The sequence below is a fragment of the Vibrio sp. J1-1 genome, assembly GCF_021728395.1.
Lineage (GTDB): Bacteria > Pseudomonadota > Gammaproteobacteria > Enterobacterales > Vibrionaceae > Vibrio.
This window is the reverse complement of the sequence record NZ_JAKKCM010000006.1, coordinates 308,517-325,709: the sequence shown is the minus strand read 5'-3', so window position 1 is coordinate 325,709 and position 17,193 is coordinate 308,517. Positions and strand designations below refer to the sequence as shown.

The following is a 17,193-nucleotide window of genomic DNA, read 5'->3' as shown; positions in this document are numbered from 1 at the left end:
CAATGCCGTTGCTGAGAACTTCTTCGCACTGCTGAAGACAGAGATGTACCATAATCAGTCCTTCAAAGACGCGAATGATCTTATAGAGAAAATTGAAGAATACATCGAGTATTACAACACCAAACGGATCAAGGCAAAACTAAAAGGCCTGACTCCGATTGAATATCGAAATCAGGCCTTACAAGCCGCTTAATAGAAATGTCCAACTTTATGGGGTCACTTCAATCATTGGGCTTTTTAGGTTTTAAGTGTTGAGTATTGAGCTTTTAAAGGCTCATTTCACCACGTAGTACTTGCTGCATTTTGTCTTTTACTTCTTCGTAAGACAGGTTCTGGCTTAGAAGATAATGCAGTTTGGCTAGTGCCGCTTCAGGCGTCATGTCAAATCCACTGATCACTCCAGCATCAGCCAACGCACAGCCTGTAGCGTAACCACCCATGTTAACTTTACCAGCTAAACATTGCGTTAAATTCACCACGATAACGCCACGTTCCGATGCTTCTTTTAAATGACCAAGCAATTCTGGGTTTTGTGGTGCGTTACCCACGCCAAACGTGAGCAGAATCATCGCATTTACAGGCTGAAGTAACGTGTTGCGAATCACTTCATGAGAAATACCTGGGTACATGGTGATAACACCAATTGGCTGAGGTGTAATGTTGTGCACTTTAAATTCGCCTTCAGGCTGAGCACCCACTGTCACGCTATTGCTAATCTGAATATTGATTCCCGCTTCCAACAAGGGAGCAAGGTTTGGTGAAGTGAAGGCATTGAAACCGTCAGCATGTGATTTCGTACTGCGGTTGCCACGCATCAACTGATTGTTGAAGAACAGCGTAACTTCATTGATCGGGAAATTAGCCGCGATATGCAGTGCGTTCAACAGGTTTGCCTGACCATCTGAGCGCAGCTCTGCCAATGGGATTTGAGAACCTGTCACAATGACTGGCTTGCCAAGGTTTTCCAGCATGAAAGACAGCGCAGATGCGGTATAAGCCATTGTGTCTGTACCATGCAGAATGACAAAACCATCGTACTTGTCGTAGTTAGCACGAATGTCATCAGCAATTTGCTGCCAGTCGGCAGGGGTCATGTCTGACGAATCGATCAATGGATCGTACTCGTGGATGGTGTACTCCGGCATTTCTGGACGATGAAACTCTGGCATCGCGGCTAATTGTTTCTCCATAAAGCCAGCGATAGGCACATAACCGTGATCGGACTTTTGCATACCGATGGTGCCACCGGTATAAGCGATATAGATGTGTTTTCTAGTCATCGTTCTATTTACTTTCATGTGGGGGAGCAGTGCGCGGATTATAACGAATTGATGGGTAATAAAAAGGGGCATATCACTAAGATATGCCCCTTTTTGACTCGTTAAGCAAAGCTATTGAACTTGGCAGTTCAAACAGAAAGCGTATTGACCTCTTGGATCATTAAAGCTCTGTAGAATGCTCGCATCCTGTTTTAGCTGTTGAGCGACAGGTTGCAAGCTCTGCGGCAGCATGCTTGTTACATCAATACCAAGGGATACTTTGACGTTATTCATGAATTCGTCGAGGAAAATCTCCGCTGGTGAAAGTGGCTCTTCAACCCAGTAGAGGTTGTAGTCCGTGACATTTGCCAGTTTCGCCGCGAGATCGACAGCATCATCAAAGTCACCCATTTGGTCTACCAAACCATATGACATGGCATCCTGACCTGTCCACACGCGACCTTGAGCCACGTTATCTACTTCTTCAACTGGTATCCCACGATTATCACCGACCAAAGAAATAAAGCGCTGGTAGCCGTGTTCAATTGACATTTGGATAGCTTGAGATGTGCCCTCTGACAGACCGGTTGACAGTCCGTCACCTGAGAAAGGTGACGTACCAACGCCGTCAGTATGGATACCAAGTTTACTGAAACCTTTTTCGAAGGTGGTAATCACGCTGAAGATACCGATGGATCCCGTCAGTGTGGTTGGTTGAGCGACAATTTTATCTGCACTCATAGAAATCCAGTAACCACCGGAGGCCGCTAAGCTCGACATTGACACCACAACGGGTTTACCTGCTTGTTTCAATGCGGAGACTTCGTTGCGAATCACTTCCGACGCAAAGGCACTGCCACCCGGGCTGTTTACGCGAAGAACAACCGCTTTAACGTTCTTATCGTTGCGTGCTTGACGAAGAAGGCTTGCCACCGTATCACCGCCGACAGTACCTCTTGGTTGTTGGCCATCCATTATTGCGCCGCTCGCAACAACCACGGCTATATCATCCTCTGATGTAGTGTAGTCAGGGTGCATTGTCGCCTGATAGTCGTAATAGCTGATCGCGTTGTAGCTGTCTTTACCGTCGCTACCAAACTCTTTTGCAAACAGGGTACGAATGTCTTGGCGAGTTGCTAGTTGGTCGACCAAGCCTAGTTTAAGCGATAGCTTCGCAATATCGCCATTAACAGAACGCATTTCCGTTAACAGCTCGTCCATGGTTGGGTTCAGAACTTTGGCATCAATTTTACGGTTGGTTGCGACATCATCGACAAATGCACTCCAAAGTTGAGTGATCCAACGTGTCGCAGATTCTTGCGCTGCATCGGACATACCGTCTCGCGTGAATGGTTCTATTGCCGACTTATAAGTGCCAACACGGAACACATGCGTGGACACATCTAATTTTTCTAACAGCGATTTATAGTACATCGAGTAGGCGCTGTAGCCTTTAATCAGGACTCCACCGTCTGGCCCTAGGTACACTTTATCGGCGTAGCTAGCGAGGTAATATTGACTTTGATTGTAGAAATCGCTGACAGCGTAAATCGGTTTACCAGACGCTTTGAATTCGTTTAGCGCTTTGGCGATATAGCGTAACTTAGTTAAGTTTGTTTCTGGCATCTCGCGCAGAGATAAAACTAAACCAGTAATTTTAGGGTCATCTTTGGCATAGCGGATGGTATCGACGATATCGAACAATACGTTTTCTTTTGGTAACTCTTTACCAATCAGTGAGCCTGTGAAGGAGTCCATCGGGTTCGTATAGCGTCGTTGTTCGACGATTGGGCCGGATAAATTCATGACAAGCGCAGACTCTTTCTCTACAACAGGTCGACCTTCTCCAGTGTAGGTAAACGCAAAGTAAAAAACGGCGATCATCAGGAGGAAAAGCAGGTTAGCCAGAGCAAGTCTGACAAATGTGATGCCTTTCCATAAGCCTTTAAATATCAGACCAATAAATTTGAAGAGTTTTTTCATCATGTCTCCATCACGAGATAACCAATTCGTAATTTTACAAATTATGGGTTCTTATCTCTAAGATCTCAAAAGATAACGTGTTTTTAGCTTATCACGCTCCACCCACAATTGGCATATTTTAAAGCTAGATTGATCGGTGTTACAAAAATGTAAACACCTGTTTGATTTTTTGGTTCACAGAACGTAATGTCATCCCACAAGATAATAAAAATGGATGTTTAGTAATGTCTGCACTGTACCCAAACCTATTAAAACCACTGGATCTCGGTTTCACTCAATTACGTAACCGAGTTCTGATGGGATCAATGCATACTGGCTTAGAAGAAGACAAGGAAGGCTTGCAAAAGCTGGCCGCGTTTTATGAAGAACGCGCGAAAGGTGGCGTTGGACTGATCGTAACAGGAGGTTTCTCTCCAAACCTTCGTGGCCGATTGCACCCTCTGAGCGCGGAATTCAGTAAACCTAAGCATGCAGAAGCGCATAAAGTCGTCACCGAAGCTGTTCACAAACACGGAAGCAAAATTGCGCTGCAAATTCTGCACGCAGGCCGCTATGCCATGCATCCGCTGGCGCAAAGTGCATCGGGTATCAAAGCGCCGATTTCTAAGTTTGCTCCAAGTGAAATGAGCGAGCGTCAAATCAAGAGCACGATTGAAGATTTTGCCAAAAGTGCGGAACTGGCTCAGATCGCTGGCTATGACGGTGTAGAACTGATGGGTTCGGAAGGTTATTTGATTAACCAGTTCCTGTGTAAACGCACCAACATGCGTTACGACGAGTGGGGCGGTAGTTACAAAAAACGTATGCGTTTCCCACTGGAGATCGTGAAAGCGGTACGAAAAGCTGTGGGTGATAAGTTCATCATTATTTTCCGTCTTTCCATGTTGGATCTCGTTGAGCAGGGCAGCACGTTTGAGGATGTGATTGAACTGGCTAAAGCACTTGAAGAGTCAGGCGTAACCATCATCAATACCGGCATTGGCTGGCACGAAGCTCGCGTTCCAACAATCGCGACACAAGTACCTCGTGGTGCGTTTACTTGGGTAACCGAGAAAGTGAAGCCGCATGTATCGGTGCCAATCATTACCTGTAACCGCATTAATACGCCGGATGAAGCAGAGCGTATTCTCTCTTCTGGGCATGCTGATATGGTTTCAATGGCTCGCCCGTTCTTGGCTGATCCTTATTTTGTGGCGAAAGCAGAGCAGGAGAAAGCGCAGTTCATCAATACCTGTATCGGCTGCAACCAAGCCTGTCTGGACAACGTATTTAAGGGTAAGCGTGCAACCTGCTTGGTTAACCCATTAGCGTGTTATGAAACCGAAATCGTTGTTGCGCCTGCGCTGAAGAAAAAGAACATTGCCGTCGTAGGGGCTGGTCCTGCTGGCCTTGCGTGTGCAACAACATTGGCAGAGCGTGGCCATAAAGTTGATTTGTTCGAGAAGAATGACCGTATTGGTGGGCAGTTCCGCCTGGCTATGCAGATCCCGGGTAAAGAAGAATTTCGTGAAACGATTCGCTATTTTGCTAACCGTCTTGATGAGACCGGTGTCAATCTGCATCTTTCTACTGAAGCGAACTTTGATTTACTCACCGAGTATGATGAAGTCGTGATGGCATCTGGCGTAGAGCCACGTAAAGTGAAGATTGAAGGCATTGATAATCCGGAAAAAGTTGTGGATTACCAAACGTTGATCCGTGAAAAGACACCTGTTGGTAGAAAAGTCGCAATTGTCGGTGCTGGTGGTATCGGTGTTGATATTGCCACCATGATTACTGAGCCTGTTGATCATACGTTGGATGACTGGCTACATGAGTGGGGTATTGATAAAGAGATTTCACAACCAGGTGGTTTGTATCCTTTCCCTGACTCAGTAAGTGACAAAGAGGTTTGGGTATTACAACGTCGCCAAGGGCAAGTCGGTAAAGGTCCGGGTAAAACAACAGGCTGGATCCATAAACGTACTCTGGAAAAACGTGGTGTTCACCTTCTGGGTGGTGTTTCTTACGAAAAAATCGATGATCGTGGATTACACATTCAGGTTGATGGCAAATCACAAGTGCTGAATGCGGATAAAGTGGTTATCTGTGCTGGTCAGGAATCGGTCCGCCCGTTTGAAGATAAATGGTCTCAGCTAGGTGATAAGCTACATATTATCGGTGGCGCTGACCACGCTGGTGAGCTGGATGCCGTACGAGCAATCCGTCAGGGTGTGAAGCTCGCAGTGAAGCTCTAAAAACGCATTTACGCATACACGTTCTGAAAAGCTGCGCATTGTGCGCAGCTTTTTTATCTCCATTCGAAATGGAATATAGTATTTTGCGAAAAAGGCAAAATCCCCAAAAAACTGATTGTTATTCAGCTGTGTAGATTGTGCTAAAGTGACCAGCAGACAAAATACAAGTTAGATTCAATAAGGACCAGTTCATGGAAGCTCTCGATCTCTTGCTTAACCGCCGTTCTGTCGGCAAGTTATCCGCGCCCGCACCAGAAGGTAAAGTGCTGGAAAATATCATACGTGCTGGCCTGCGCGCGCCTGACCATGCGGGTTTAACGCCTTGGCGCTTTGTGATTTCGCAAGGTACAGGCCTGAATAAACTGTCTGATATTTTGGTTAAAGCAGCGCTAGCGGACAACAGTGAAGAAGCGGTGGTTCAGAAGCTGAAAAATGCACCATTCCGCGCACCTATGGTAATTACGGTTATTGCAAAAGTGACGCCACATGAAAAAGTGCCTGCACTAGAGCAGTACCTTTCGGCGGGTTGTGCTGTTCAAGCGATGCAAATGGCCGCAGTTGCACAGGGTTTCCAAGGTTTCTGGCGTTCAGGACCATGGATGTTCCATCCTGAAGTGCACAAAGCGTTTGGACTTGAAGGTGAAGATCAAATCGTCGGTTTCCTTTACTTAGGTACGGCAGATGTCACACCAATGAAAGTGCCGGAGCGTGATTTGTCGAAGTTTGTTGTATTTCAATAAACGCTAACCACAATTTTACTGTCTATCTATACAGTTTTTCTTGATTTATTAGGGCTACATTCGATAATGTGGCCCTAATTATTATTACTTTCCAAAGCTTATGTCTCGTCTGTTTATTGCTGAAAAACCAAGTTTAGGCCGCGCGATCGCTGCCGCACTTCCGAACCCTCAAAAGAAAGACCAAGGCTTTATTCGCTGTGGTAATGGAGATGTGGTGACTTGGTGTATCGGTCATTTATTAGAGCAGGTAGAGCCTGATGCTTATGACGAACGCTACAAAAAGTGGAATATGGCGGATCTGCCTATTGTTCCTGAACAGTGGCAGTTAAGGCCAAGAAAGAGTGCCAGTAAGCAATTGACGGTGATTCGTAAATTGCTGAAAGAGGCGACGGAAGTGATTCATGCTGGAGACCCGGACCGTGAAGGTCAGCTCTTGGTTGATGAAGTACTCGATTACTGCAAGCTGTCTAAAACCAAGAAACAAGCGACACAACGTCTATTGATTTCCGATTTGAACTTACCTGCAGTAAAGCGGGCACTGAACTCAATACGCAGTAATCGTGACTTTATCCCGCTTTCGGTATCTGCACTGGCTCGATCTCGAGCGGATTGGCTCTATGGTATGAACATGTCACGCGCCTACACATTACTGGGGCAAAAAGCTGGATACCAAGGTGTGTTGTCAGTAGGAAGAGTACAAACGCCAGTGCTTGGCTTGGTGGTTCGCCGAGATGAAGAAATCGAAAACTTCGTATCCAAAGACTATTTCACCTTGCATGCGTTAATTCCCTATCAAGATCAAAACGGCGCATTTGATATTCGTGCGAGATGGAAACCAAGTGAGGCTTGTAAACCTTGGCAAGATGAGGAAGGGCGCGTTCTGAACCGAAAACTGGTGGAGAATGTCGCTGCTCGTATCAAGACCCAACCTGCCACGGTAAAAGAGTCTGAGCAAAAACAAACCAAGCAGTCAGCGCCGTTACCTTATTCTTTGTCTGCATTGCAGATTGATGCGGCAAAGCGTTTTGGCATGAGTGCTCAGCAAGTCCTGGATACCTGCCAGGCGTTGTATGAAAAGCATAAGCTGATCACTTACCCGCGTTCGGATTGTCGTTACCTGCCGATGGAGCACTACGCACAAGCGGGTTCAGTGACTTCGGCAATTGATAACAATGCCAAAGAGCTACAAAGCGCGGTTCAGGGCGCGGATTTAACGATCAAATCGAAAGCATGGAATGACAAAAAAGTGGATGCGCACCACGCGATCATTCCGACGCCTAAGCAAGCTAACGTGAACGCGTTATCCGGCAATGAGATGAAGGTGTACCAGCTAATTGCACGACAATATCTAATGCAGTTTTACCCTGCGGCCATATACGCCGAAGCTAAACTGGTATTTGATATTGCTGGGGGCACTTTTATTGCGAAAGGTCGTCAGCTTGTCTCTCCGGGTTGGAAGGCTTTGATGGGTAAAACAGACAAAGAAGACGATGGCATTGATGCTGTACCGCCTTTAGCGGAAGGCACGGTGCTAACCTGTCGGGAAGGGGAAATAAAAGACCGCAAGACAGAGCCGCCAAAACACTTTACCGAAGCGACACTGTTGCAGGCCATGACGGGAATTGCCCGCTATGTTGCAGATAAAGAATTGAAAAAGATCCTACGTGATACGGATGGTCTAGGAACCGAAGCTACTCGAGCTGGAATTCTCGATACACTCTTCAAGCGCCAGCTTTTGACTCGTCAAGGTAAATCGATTTTAAGCTCACCTGCTGGCCGAGGTTTGGTTCATGCGCTTCCCCAAGATGCGACTTATCCGGATATGACGGCGCACTGGGAGTTCCAATTGCAGGGAATGGCAGAGAAAAATCAAGCCTATCAGCCGTTTATGCAAGCGTTGGAGCAGAGAATAGATAGCCTGATGGGAGAGGTTAAGTCAGGGCCAATTCCTGAGTCTTTACGACACTTACCTAAAGTCGAGCGCCCTGCTTTTAAGCGCAAGAAACGCAGTTATTCGAAAGGCAGCGCTTCTAAGTCTGGTACACCAAAACGTAAGTCAACTTAAAAACAAAGCGGCACTGAAACTTGCTGCTTTCGCCTTAAACTTTACTATTCAAACAAGCCGCATTCTTCTCTATTGCGCCTTTTGTATCATCTTGAGTCGGAATACGTCTACCAAGGTATTTCAGTGCCATCATAATTAATAAAATGTCCGGAACTGTCTTGTGTGCTTTCATCAATCACGTTAGCAAGTCCGGCGGCTGAGAATTCAGCGTCAATCAAAGCATTTTGCCCGCCCATCTCTGTGCGAACCCAGCCTGGATGAAGGGCAAGAACCGTGAACCCTTGGTCTGTTAAATCGTTGCTTAAACTTTTCACCACCGAGTTAAGCGCAGCTTTAGACGAACGATAAATATAACCGCCACCAGACGTATTCTCGGTCATACTGCCGACTTTAGAAGAAAGGCAGGCGATCTTTTTCATTTGGCCCTGTTGTAATAATGGATAGAAGGCTTCTACTAGTTTTAGCGGTGCTATCGTGTTGATCTCAAGGACATTACGCCATTCTTCTACGTCGGTATTGCCAAATCCCCAACCTTTAGGGCCAAAGTAACCGGCATTATTAATTAATAAGTCGATTGGGGGCAGAGTCTGGGCCAGTTTGGCGACTCGTTGGTAGTCGGTGACATCAAGCTCATGAAGTGTTAAAGAGAAATGTTGGTCGCTTAAACTTACTAATTCGTCGCTGTTCGCTAAGTTGCGAGTTGTCGCGTGTACTTGCCAGCCATTGTCGATGTATAGCTTAGTTAAACTCAATCCAATACCGCGATTTGCACCGGTAATAAAAACGGTAGAATTCATCTGATTCCCTTATCCATATTTGTTGTCGAGTTATCGTATTCGCTTTTAAAACTTTAGCAGTGAAATTGCATTTTATTCAATGGTTGAACTTGGTACTATTTTGCCACCATTGATGAAAAGAACCTCCGATGCTGCCACTTATTTATCACCCAATATACTCACAACTTGATTTGCCAGCAGGGCATCGCTACCCAATCATGAAGTATCAATACCTCTATGAGGCAGTACAAGAAAAGCTAGTGAGCGAAAACTGGCAAGAGCGCGTGCAGTTTTTCGAGCCAATCGCACTTTCTGTAGCAGATATTAAGCGAGTTCACGAGGCGGAGTACGTGGATTTATTGGTCAGTGGCACGATGCCTGCGGCCAAAATGCGTCGTATAGGCTTTCCTTGGAGTGAAGCATTGATAACCAGAACGCTGACTTCTGCTGCTGGTACGGTTTTGACGGCTGAACAAGCGCTGAAACACGGCGTGGCTTTGCATTTGAGTGGTGGATATCACCATGCTCACAGAGACTTCGGCAGTGGTTTCTGCCTGTTTAACGACCTTGTGATTGCGGCAAAGCATATGCTGGATCACGACGATGTAGATAAAATCTTAATCATTGATAGTGATGTACACCACGGTGATGGTACGGCCACCTTGTGTCAGGAAGAAGCCGATATCGTCACGCTCTCTTTCCACTGTGATAAAAATTTCCCCGCTAGAAAACCGGAATCTGATTTGGATGTGCCTCTGGTGAGGGGAACCGATGATGAAACCTTCTTAATGACATTTAAAGAAGTGGTTGAAATGGCGCTGAATCTGCATCGCCCTGATATGGTGATTTATGATGCTGGGGTTGATATCCACACCGACGATGAACTTGGTTATTTTGATGTGTCTACGCAAGGCATACTTGAGCGTGACCGTTTCTTGATGCAGTTAATGAAAGAACGCGGCATTCCGGTAGCAGCCGTAGTTGGTGGTGGGTACCGAAGCAATCACCAAGACCTTGTCCCGATTCATATGAATTTGATTCAGGCGAGTTTGGAAGTGTATAGCTAACGTTTCGCAACAAGCTGCCTCTTAACCTTGTGATGGTGAGTGGTTAGATTAAGAGACAGTTCAAACAACGCTCGTTCTCAGTGGGCAATACACATAGGGGTGTTAGCGACAGGGTCTTGAATAACTCTTGCGTCGAGCGAAAATACATCCTTAAGCAGGGTTTCGGTGAAAATATCATTAGGCGTACCTTGCGCTATGAGCTGACCTTTTTTGAGTACGACTAAGTGATCACAGTAGCGACATGCCTGATTTAAATCGTGTAATACGACGATCACCGTTTTTCCTTTGTTGTTCATCTCTCTCATGATTTTCATCAGCTCAATCTGGTGAGACAGGTCTAGGTAGGTGGTGGGCTCATCCAGCATTACAATATTGGTATCTTGCGCCAGAATCATCGCTATCCAGGCCCTTTGTCTTTGGCCTCCGGATAAGGATTCAACGGTTTGTTCAGCGAAGTCCTCTACGCCAGTTTCTCGCAGCGCACTAGCGACGATCTTCTTGTCATGCTCGCCCAACTGACCCCAGTGAGAAAGGTATGGTGAGCGGCCGTATTCAGCAAGGCGTCGCACCGTTATACCCTCTGGTGTTTCTAACACTTGAGGTAATAATGACATTTCTTGGGCAAGATGTTTGTCTCGGTATGATTTTAATGCTTTATCATTCAGAAGAACCTCACCGCTGGTAGGAATATTGATTCGCGCTAGTGTTTTCAATAACGTTGACTTACCACATCCATTTGGCCCAATAAGAGCGGTAATTTTTCCCTTTGGAAGCGTAAGATTGAGCGCTTCAATAATGACCTTGTCGCCATAAGAAACTTTTAAATTATTTGCAGCGATCATCACCACCCCTTGTAACGTTGCAATAAGAAAATGAAGTAAGGTGCGCCAATCAAAGAAGTTAAAACACCAGCTGGAAGTTCTAAAGGAGGGTGTATGCCCCTCGCTAACGTATCTGATACCAGCACCATGAAGGCACCAAGCAAGGCAGCACCGGGAACAAGCAGTTTATGATTATGGCCAAAAAGCATTCTTGCTAAGTGTGGAGCTAGTAGCCCGACAAAGCTGATCGTGCCACATACAGACACGCTGACGCTGGCAAGAATAACGGCACTAATCAGTGAGAGTAGCTTAATGCGTTTTGGTCTTATACCGAGTGAGGTCGCGCTATCTTCTCCTAACCCCATTACATCAAGACGCCAAGCTAACCAATAGGCAAACGGAACCATGATAACAAGAGTTATCCATATAAAGGGGACTTGCTCCCAGTTTCTTCCCCATAAGCTACCTGTCAACCAAACCATGGCTGTGTTGATCTCTATCGGATGTACCACCATTAAAAAATCAATAAAGCTGGAAAGAAAGGCACTGATAGCGATACCTATCAACGCAAGTCTTGCCGCGGTTGGTTGTATTCTGTAGCCGACGAGCAGAATCATTCCGGCGGCAACAAAACCACCGATAAGAGCGGCCAGAGGTAAGTAGTGAGTAGGCGCCTGTGGAAACATCACTAATAACGTGGTTGCGGCTAATCCTGCGCCCGCACTTATTCCCATCAAATCTGGCGATGCTAGCGGGTTTCGGATTACGCCTTGAACCAACATACCTGATAGCCCGAGGCCAGCACCAACGCCGATAGCAAGAAAGATACGTGGTAAACGGTATTGATTGATAATGAAGTCAAACTCCCCACCGCTGAGTAGGGTGTATGAGACCTGTTTTATCGAAATGTCAGATGCACCAACGAGCAGACTTAGAATCGCGATAATCAAAAGTGAAGAAGAGAGCAGAGTGAGTTTTATATTGTTCATGAAGATTTACTTCGCATGGCTAAAAACACAAAGCAAGGCGTTCCAATAAGTGCCGTAATCACACCAACCGGAGTTTCGGCAGGAAAAGCAATCGATCGCGACAAAGCATCAGCCCAAACAATCAATGCAGCACCAAGCAAAGCACTCGCTGGGATGAGGGTAATAAAGTTGTTACCGACAAATCTTTTGGCAATATGAGGAACAAGCATACCAACGAAGCCAATTGGTCCCGCGACGGCGACACTGGAAGCCGTAAGTAAAACGACGGCGAGGTAAGTCAGTGCTCTCGTAAGCCTAATATTTATTCCCAGACTGATGGCAACGTCTGACCCAAGCGCAAGGAGGTTAAGGTGTCTTGCCACAAAAAGAGAAACGACCAATCCTATTACGCTGGTTGGCCATAATGTGTTCCATTGTTGCCATTCGACAGAAGAAAGAGAGCCTGCCAGCCAGCTGATGATGGAATAAGCTTGATCATCGGCCAATATCACCGCCGCTCTGGTCACACCGACAAGAAGCGCATTGATGGCAATCCCTGCGAGTACGAGCTTGAGAGGGTGAGGTTTTGCAGAAAAGAAACCACCCAGTGTTAATACAACGGCACCGCTGAGGACCCCGCCAATCGAGGCTGTTAATACACTTGGGATATTTTCTAAAAAGGGTACGCCGATACTTGCCAGTGCCATTAAGCAGGCTGCACCGGCATTGATCCCCAAGATTGAGGGGGATGCAAGCGGGTTTCTGGTCAGCCCTTGCATCATTAATCCTGCAACGGCAAGGTTCGCGCCAACCAGAAGACCGGCCAGCACTCTTGGCATACGAATCGAAGAAATGATTTGTTGCTCCATACTCATAGGATCAAATTCAAACAGATACTGGTATACATGAGCGATCTTTAGCGAAAAACTAGACCAAGCGGTAAGTGAGTAACAAGACCCCAAAACTGATAATAGAATCAAAGGAATCCAGAGATAAATAGTGGAGGAAAAAATTCGCATGGATTACTAGGTATGAACTCTCTGGCTAAAATATTGATACAAGGAATGAGGAGTAAACTCCCATCAAGTGTAACCTTTATGATAATTGTAATCAATTGTATTAACTTGTTATAAAAGGACGTAGATCCAGAGAAGTTCGCTAGACGAGACCATTGTGCTCACTGAACACCAGCTACTTTTTTGGGGATATCCGTCTAGAAACGAAAGAGGCCGCCACTTTCTTAGCGGCGTCTTTCTTAAATAGGGTGGAGGTTGCGACGTCTAGTTTTGGAGCTATGTTCAACTAGGGATTTAGAAATCCCGTAAAGTTTTCACATAGGCTAAAACGACGAAAGCCCGTTGATTTCTCAACAGGCTTTCTAAAAGTGGCGGAGAGATAGGGATTTGAACCCTAGATACGCTATTAACGTATGCCGGTTTTCAAGACCGGTGCTTTCAACCACTCAGCCATCTCTCCGTTGTTGGCGAGAATAATATAAGGCTTTGAAAAACTTGTAAACCCTAAATCTATCCGTTTGCATGTTTACTGCTCAATTCTGTGTTGTTTGTTGTTTTAGTAAACAAAAAGCCCTCCTTCGAGGGCTTTTTTGAATGAAACGCGCAAAAACGGTATTAATTGCTTTTGGTATAAAAGCGCTGTAGCTCTGTTAAGCCCTGCATTAGCACTGGCATTTTAGGGCTATCGTCGCGCAGTCGTTTGTAATCTTTATCGTATAGTTTGTAGTTACCAAACTTATCGATCACGGTAGTTTGCGTATTGGTTATTAACGCTAGTTCTCTTAAGTCCCCAGCTAATATCCAACGTCGGCGACTTTCATCAAATAAGTTACGACCACTACTGTAATCATAGGGGTTCGATGAAACCCCAAGCATGTCTTGCAGTAACGTCACTGACAGATCTAGGTGACTGGTGCTGTGAGTGAAATCACCCGCTAGTCTGCCTGGCCAATGAATCACCATTGGTACTTGCAACTGATAACGGCTGTAGTTGCTGTTTGCACCCCAGCTATTCGTATTAGTTTCATTGAACTCACTGCCGTGATTTGAAGTGATAATAACCACAGTATTTGTGAGTAATTGAGTTTCTTTTAACTCATTAATTACGCTGGCAACGGTTTTATCTGCTGATTTAACCGCAAACTCATACGCCTTTTTAAATCGTTCGCTTGCTGACATTTCTTCATCAGTATTTGAAGGAATCGATTCAAAGTTATCAACGGCGGTTACCTCGATGTAGCTAAACCAAGGCTGCTGAGCGTTTTCTACTAGCCATTTATTCCAATCGGCGATGGACTGTTTGTCAGTATGCGTTTGTTGTCCGTCTAGTTGTTCAGCCAAGTTTAGGTTTCTGAAAATGATCTCTGGATAAAGGTCATCTTCAAAGCCATTACCACTGAATAAACCAAAGCTATAACCCTGCTCTTTGAGGACGTCAAGCATGACGGGTGAAGATCCTTGCGCCTGAATGCTTGAAGCGTAACTGGTTGGCAAACCATAGAACAAACCGAATGCACCATAGGTGTCATTGCTTGAACTGTAGTGGTTACGGAAATTCTGATTTTCCTGCGCAAACTCGTAGAGGTTAGGCATCTCTTGTTCATTTAATGCATCCGCTCTTAAATTATTCACGCTGATCATCAGAACGTTAAGTTTGTTTACGCGACGATTGAACTCTAGCTTTTCAAGCGGGTAGTTAACCAGTTCTACATTGCCTTGGTTTTCGGCCAAGCGTTTAAGGTACTCTTCACGATCCAATAAGCCGTGTTTTTCCATAAAGCTTTTCGCTGTCATTGGGTAGGACAACGGGAAGTTAGCACGTTGACTGGTTATTGGGTTATAGAAATAAGCATCCGCCCAAATGTAAACCAAATGGCTGGTGGTAAAACTTAAGAAGAACAGGATAGCCAGTGGGCGGCCAACGTGTTTATGCGAGAGTTTGCGCTGTTTTCGCCACACCCATTCTGAAAGTGCGAGTTGAATCAGGAAAATGAATGGCATCACAACAAACAGGTGTTGCAGATCCGAACTCAGAACGCTTTTATCATCGCTAAATAAAAGCTCCCAAACCACTGGTGTCAGGTGTAAGTTGATCGATTGATAGGCTTGAGTATCGATCAATAAGATGGTCTGACCGACAGTGGCAAATATCACTGCCACCAAGCGGAATAGCTTCCGAGATGGCAGGACAAACGTCAACGGGAATAGAACCAGCAAGTAAAGAGCGAAAACAAGAAAGCCAAAATGGCCAACCCAAGAAACTGCCAGGTAAAACTGACCGAGCAAGGTCTCAGGCCAAGGCGATTGAGTAATATAGCGTGTGCCTATCAACATTGAAGCTACAATGTTGAAGAATGCAAACCAATGCCCCCAACCTACTAGTCGGGATACACGTTCGCCGTATGAGTTTCCGCTGTCTACCATGTATGTTCTAATTATCCGTTATTAATGTGTTTTTGGTGTTTCTAACGAAGACATCAGTGCCTGAGCAAATTTTTCAGCAATTGCTTTACGTTGTGAAGCGGCAACTCGTTGATTTAAGACATTGGTTGCGATATTTCCGGCAATCATTAGTGTTAACTCTGGTGAAGCTGCATGTTTTTCAAGAACTAAAGCGACTTCCGCAAGAATGTTCTCTACTTGTTCGTCAGTATATTTAGATGTAATCGGCATAAAGACTCTAATAATGATAGTAAAAGCGGCTTATGATAACCTACAATGCCCATCAACTAAAACCTTGTAGCAAGATAAAATCACTATGAGCCTTCATCTTTCAAACGTTATTCTGCATCAATTATGCAAAAACGATCAGGACGAACTGGTTGTTAACTTTCGCCCCGCATCACTAGAAAATGATTCGTCGACTGAAAACCTTGTCGCGGAACTTCATCGAGTGTTCCATTCTAAAGCTGGTAAAGGTTTTGGTTCTTTCCAGTCAGACAGCGAAGTTCAGTTTTGGCTTCAAGAAATGCGCAAGGGCGAGCGAGATTTTTATGATTTCTCACAAATTAGTGCAAATCGACTGAAACAAGAGTTGATTAAGTACCCATTCGCGGATGAAGGCATTTTAGTTTTCGCCGAATATCAAAGCCTTGCGACGAATTATTTGTTCATTGGTATTTTGCCAACGAATCAAAGTCTGAAAGTAACCGAAGGTCTGGACATTAGTGCTACCGACTATTTAGACATTACTAAAATGGATATCGCGGCGCGTATTGATTTATCGAGCTACGAAACGGACAAAGAGTCCAACCGCTATCTGTCGTACATCAAAGGCCGAGTAGGGCGCAAAGTAGCGGACTTTTTCCTTGACTTCCTTCAGGCAGATATTGGATTAGATACGAAGCAACAAAACTTGGTACTAATGCAAGCCGTTGATGATTTTTGTGCTGATTCAAAGTTAGAAAAGCAGGAAGTGAACGAGTACAAAAAGCAAGTTTATGATTACTGCAACGAGCAGATTAAATCAGGTGAAGAAGTGCAAGTCTCTGAGCTTTCTGGTGAGTTACCACCAAGCCAGGATGGCACCAGCTTTATGGACTTCACTAAAGAGCAAGGCTATGAGCTTGAAGAGTCATTCCCTGGTGATCGCGCCACGGTCCGCAAACTGACCAAGTATGTTGGAGCGGGCGGTGGTTTAAACATCAGCTTTGATAGCTTACTTCTAGGAGAGCGTATTTTTTATGATCCAGAGACCGATACGCTAACGATCAAAGGCACGCCACCTAATCTGCGTGAGCAGTTAACTCGCAACAAGTAACCTTCCATATCTTGGGCTAAGTGCAATAAATACGCACTTGGCCCTGCCCCATATACACGTGTATTTCAAAACGTCGTCGAGAACATCCCTGAATCTAAGGAGAATACCGCAAAGTTGGTGTGCCTGTAGCCATTGGTTAACGAGTAGTTGAAAGAGCTAATAAATGATTAGACCAACGGCGTAAAAGTTTCCAAGAACCTTTAGTATTGCTTTGCTTCCCATGACCTCTGAATGTGATGAGTAAAACCAGCATTCTCGACTACCTTTTCCCTTTCTTGCCTGAAATGAACTGCCGCCTCTATATAATATCCTCAATGACAAAAATTATTTAACTCGCTGATAATTAATGTTTTTGCGAGAAGGGTAATAAAACAACATAGCGATAAAGATCTAAGTCACGATCACTCTACCCTAAAGTATTCAGGTGCATACAAAGGCACTATTCTCATGTTTGAAATAACGAATTGAAATAAAAGAAATGGCGTTTCTATTTTGTTTAAC

General features: G+C 45.2%; 14 protein-coding genes and 1 tRNA gene. 6 read left to right on the top strand and 9 right to left on the bottom strand.

Annotated elements, in window-relative coordinates; all coding sequences use genetic code 11:
• Positions 1–193, top strand: a 193-nt coding sequence (locus tag L3V31_RS12395; protein WP_237316331.1) for an IS3 family transposase, incomplete at its 5' end; no start/stop codon positions are given.
• A 73-nt stretch (positions 194–266) separates the two neighbouring features.
• On the opposite strand, the gene ansA is transcribed toward L3V31_RS12395, so the two are convergent.
• Together ansA and sppA are read right to left on the bottom strand one after the other, a co-directional pair.
• The gene (ansA, locus tag L3V31_RS12390) at positions 267–1,280 is read right to left on the bottom strand and encodes an asparaginase (protein ID WP_237316330.1); all 1,014 of its coding nucleotides are present in this window, start codon (positions 1,278–1,280) and stop codon (positions 267–269) included.
• A gap of 111 nt (positions 1,281–1,391) precedes the next feature.
• The gene (gene sppA, locus L3V31_RS12385; RefSeq protein WP_237316329.1) at positions 1,392–3,242 is read right to left on the bottom strand and encodes a signal peptide peptidase SppA; all 1,851 of its coding nucleotides are present in this window, start codon (positions 3,240–3,242) and stop codon (positions 1,392–1,394) included.
• A gap of 224 nt (positions 3,243–3,466) precedes the next feature.
• Here sppA and L3V31_RS12380 point away from each other — a divergent pair, with 224 nt between their 5' ends.
• The 3 genes from L3V31_RS12380 (at position 3,467) to L3V31_RS12370 (ending at position 8,284) form a co-directional block, all read left to right on the top strand.
• A complete protein-coding gene (locus L3V31_RS12380; RefSeq protein ID WP_237316328.1) occupies positions 3,467–5,479 on the top strand; it encodes an NADPH-dependent 2,4-dienoyl-CoA reductase in 2,013 nt (670 codons plus the stop codon).
• A 191-nt stretch (positions 5,480–5,670) separates the two neighbouring features.
• Complete coding sequence (locus L3V31_RS12375) at positions 5,671–6,219, top strand: NAD(P)H nitroreductase (RefSeq protein WP_237316327.1); 549 nt, start codon at positions 5,671–5,673, stop codon at positions 6,217–6,219.
• A gap of 100 nt (positions 6,220–6,319) precedes the next feature.
• Positions 6,320–8,284, top strand: coding sequence for a DNA topoisomerase III (locus L3V31_RS12370; protein ID WP_237316326.1), 1,965 nt, complete (start codon positions 6,320–6,322; stop codon positions 8,282–8,284).
• A 107-nt stretch (positions 8,285–8,391) separates the two neighbouring features.
• On the opposite strand, the gene L3V31_RS12365 is transcribed toward L3V31_RS12370, so the two are convergent.
• Positions 8,392–9,081, bottom strand: coding sequence for an SDR family oxidoreductase (locus tag L3V31_RS12365; RefSeq protein ID WP_237316325.1), 690 nt, complete (start codon positions 9,079–9,081; stop codon positions 8,392–8,394).
• Between the two features lie 128 nt (positions 9,082–9,209).
• Here L3V31_RS12365 and L3V31_RS12360 point away from each other — a divergent pair, with 128 nt between their 5' ends.
• Entirely contained in the window at positions 9,210–10,127 is a 918-nt protein-coding gene (locus L3V31_RS12360; protein WP_237316324.1) for a histone deacetylase, read from the top strand.
• Between the two features lie 77 nt (positions 10,128–10,204).
• Here the strand turns inward: L3V31_RS12360 and fecE are convergent, their stop codons facing one another.
• The 6 genes from fecE to L3V31_RS12330 form a co-directional block, all read right to left on the bottom strand.
• Positions 10,205–10,969 (bottom strand): Fe(3+) dicitrate ABC transporter ATP-binding protein FecE, encoded by a 765-nt coding sequence (gene fecE, locus L3V31_RS12355; protein ID WP_237316323.1) that lies wholly within the window; start codon positions 10,967–10,969, stop codon positions 10,205–10,207.
• On the bottom strand, positions 10,969–11,937 hold the full coding sequence (locus L3V31_RS12350; RefSeq protein WP_237316322.1) for an iron chelate uptake ABC transporter family permease subunit: 969 nt from the start codon (positions 11,935–11,937) through the stop codon (positions 10,969–10,971). Before L3V31_RS12350 ends, fecE begins: the two co-directional genes overlap by 1 nt.
• Entirely contained in the window at positions 11,934–12,935 is a 1,002-nt protein-coding gene (locus L3V31_RS12345) for an iron chelate uptake ABC transporter family permease subunit (protein WP_237316321.1), read from the bottom strand. Before L3V31_RS12345 ends, L3V31_RS12350 begins: the two co-directional genes overlap by 4 nt.
• Before the next feature lie 366 nt (positions 12,936–13,301).
• Positions 13,302–13,392 (bottom strand) — tRNA-Ser (locus L3V31_RS12340).
• Between the two features lie 155 nt (positions 13,393–13,547).
• Positions 13,548–15,356: a DUF3413 domain-containing protein gene (locus L3V31_RS12335; RefSeq protein ID WP_237316320.1), complete on the bottom strand. Its 1,809-nt coding sequence runs from the start codon at positions 15,354–15,356 to the stop codon at positions 13,548–13,550.
• Positions 15,357–15,377: 21 nt separating this feature from the next.
• Positions 15,378–15,605 (bottom strand): YejL family protein, encoded by a 228-nt coding sequence (locus L3V31_RS12330; RefSeq protein WP_014232562.1) that lies wholly within the window; start codon positions 15,603–15,605, stop codon positions 15,378–15,380.
• Positions 15,606–15,690: 85 nt separating this feature from the next.
• Here L3V31_RS12330 and yejK point away from each other — a divergent pair, with 85 nt between their 5' ends.
• Positions 15,691–16,692: a nucleoid-associated protein YejK gene (gene yejK, locus L3V31_RS12325; RefSeq protein WP_237316319.1), complete on the top strand. Its 1,002-nt coding sequence runs from the start codon at positions 15,691–15,693 to the stop codon at positions 16,690–16,692.
• Positions 16,693–17,193: the final 501 nt, after the last annotated feature.

Excerpts from the sequence above, each read along its gene's own strand:
- L3V31_RS12330 (WP_014232562.1), bottom strand. The coding sequence starts at position 15,605 with ATGCCGATTACATCTAAATATACTGACGAACAAGTAGAGAACATTCTT.
- L3V31_RS12370 (WP_237316326.1), top strand. The coding sequence starts at position 6,320 with ATGTCTCGTCTGTTTATTGCTGAAAAACCAAGTTTAGGCCGCGCGATC.
- L3V31_RS12345 (WP_237316321.1), bottom strand. The coding sequence starts at position 12,935 with ATGCGAATTTTTTCCTCCACTATTTATCTCTGGATTCCTTTGATTCTA.
- yejK (WP_237316319.1), top strand. The coding sequence starts at position 15,691 with ATGAGCCTTCATCTTTCAAACGTTATTCTGCATCAATTATGCAAAAAC.
- L3V31_RS12335 (WP_237316320.1), bottom strand. The coding sequence starts at position 15,356 with ATGGTAGACAGCGGAAACTCATACGGCGAACGTGTATCCCGACTAGTA.
- fecE (WP_237316323.1), bottom strand. The coding sequence starts at position 10,969 with ATGATCGCTGCAAATAATTTAAAAGTTTCTTATGGCGACAAGGTCATT.
- L3V31_RS12360 (WP_237316324.1), top strand. The coding sequence starts at position 9,210 with ATGCTGCCACTTATTTATCACCCAATATACTCACAACTTGATTTGCCA.
- L3V31_RS12380 (WP_237316328.1), top strand. The coding sequence starts at position 3,467 with ATGTCTGCACTGTACCCAAACCTATTAAAACCACTGGATCTCGGTTTC.
- L3V31_RS12365 (WP_237316325.1), bottom strand. The coding sequence starts at position 9,081 with ATGAATTCTACCGTTTTTATTACCGGTGCAAATCGCGGTATTGGATTG.
- ansA (WP_237316330.1), bottom strand. The coding sequence starts at position 1,280 with ATGACTAGAAAACACATCTATATCGCTTATACCGGTGGCACCATCGGT.
- sppA (WP_237316329.1), bottom strand. The coding sequence starts at position 3,242 with ATGAAAAAACTCTTCAAATTTATTGGTCTGATATTTAAAGGCTTATGG.
- L3V31_RS12375 (WP_237316327.1), top strand. The coding sequence starts at position 5,671 with ATGGAAGCTCTCGATCTCTTGCTTAACCGCCGTTCTGTCGGCAAGTTA.
- L3V31_RS12350 (WP_237316322.1), bottom strand. The coding sequence starts at position 11,937 with ATGAACAATATAAAACTCACTCTGCTCTCTTCTTCACTTTTGATTATC.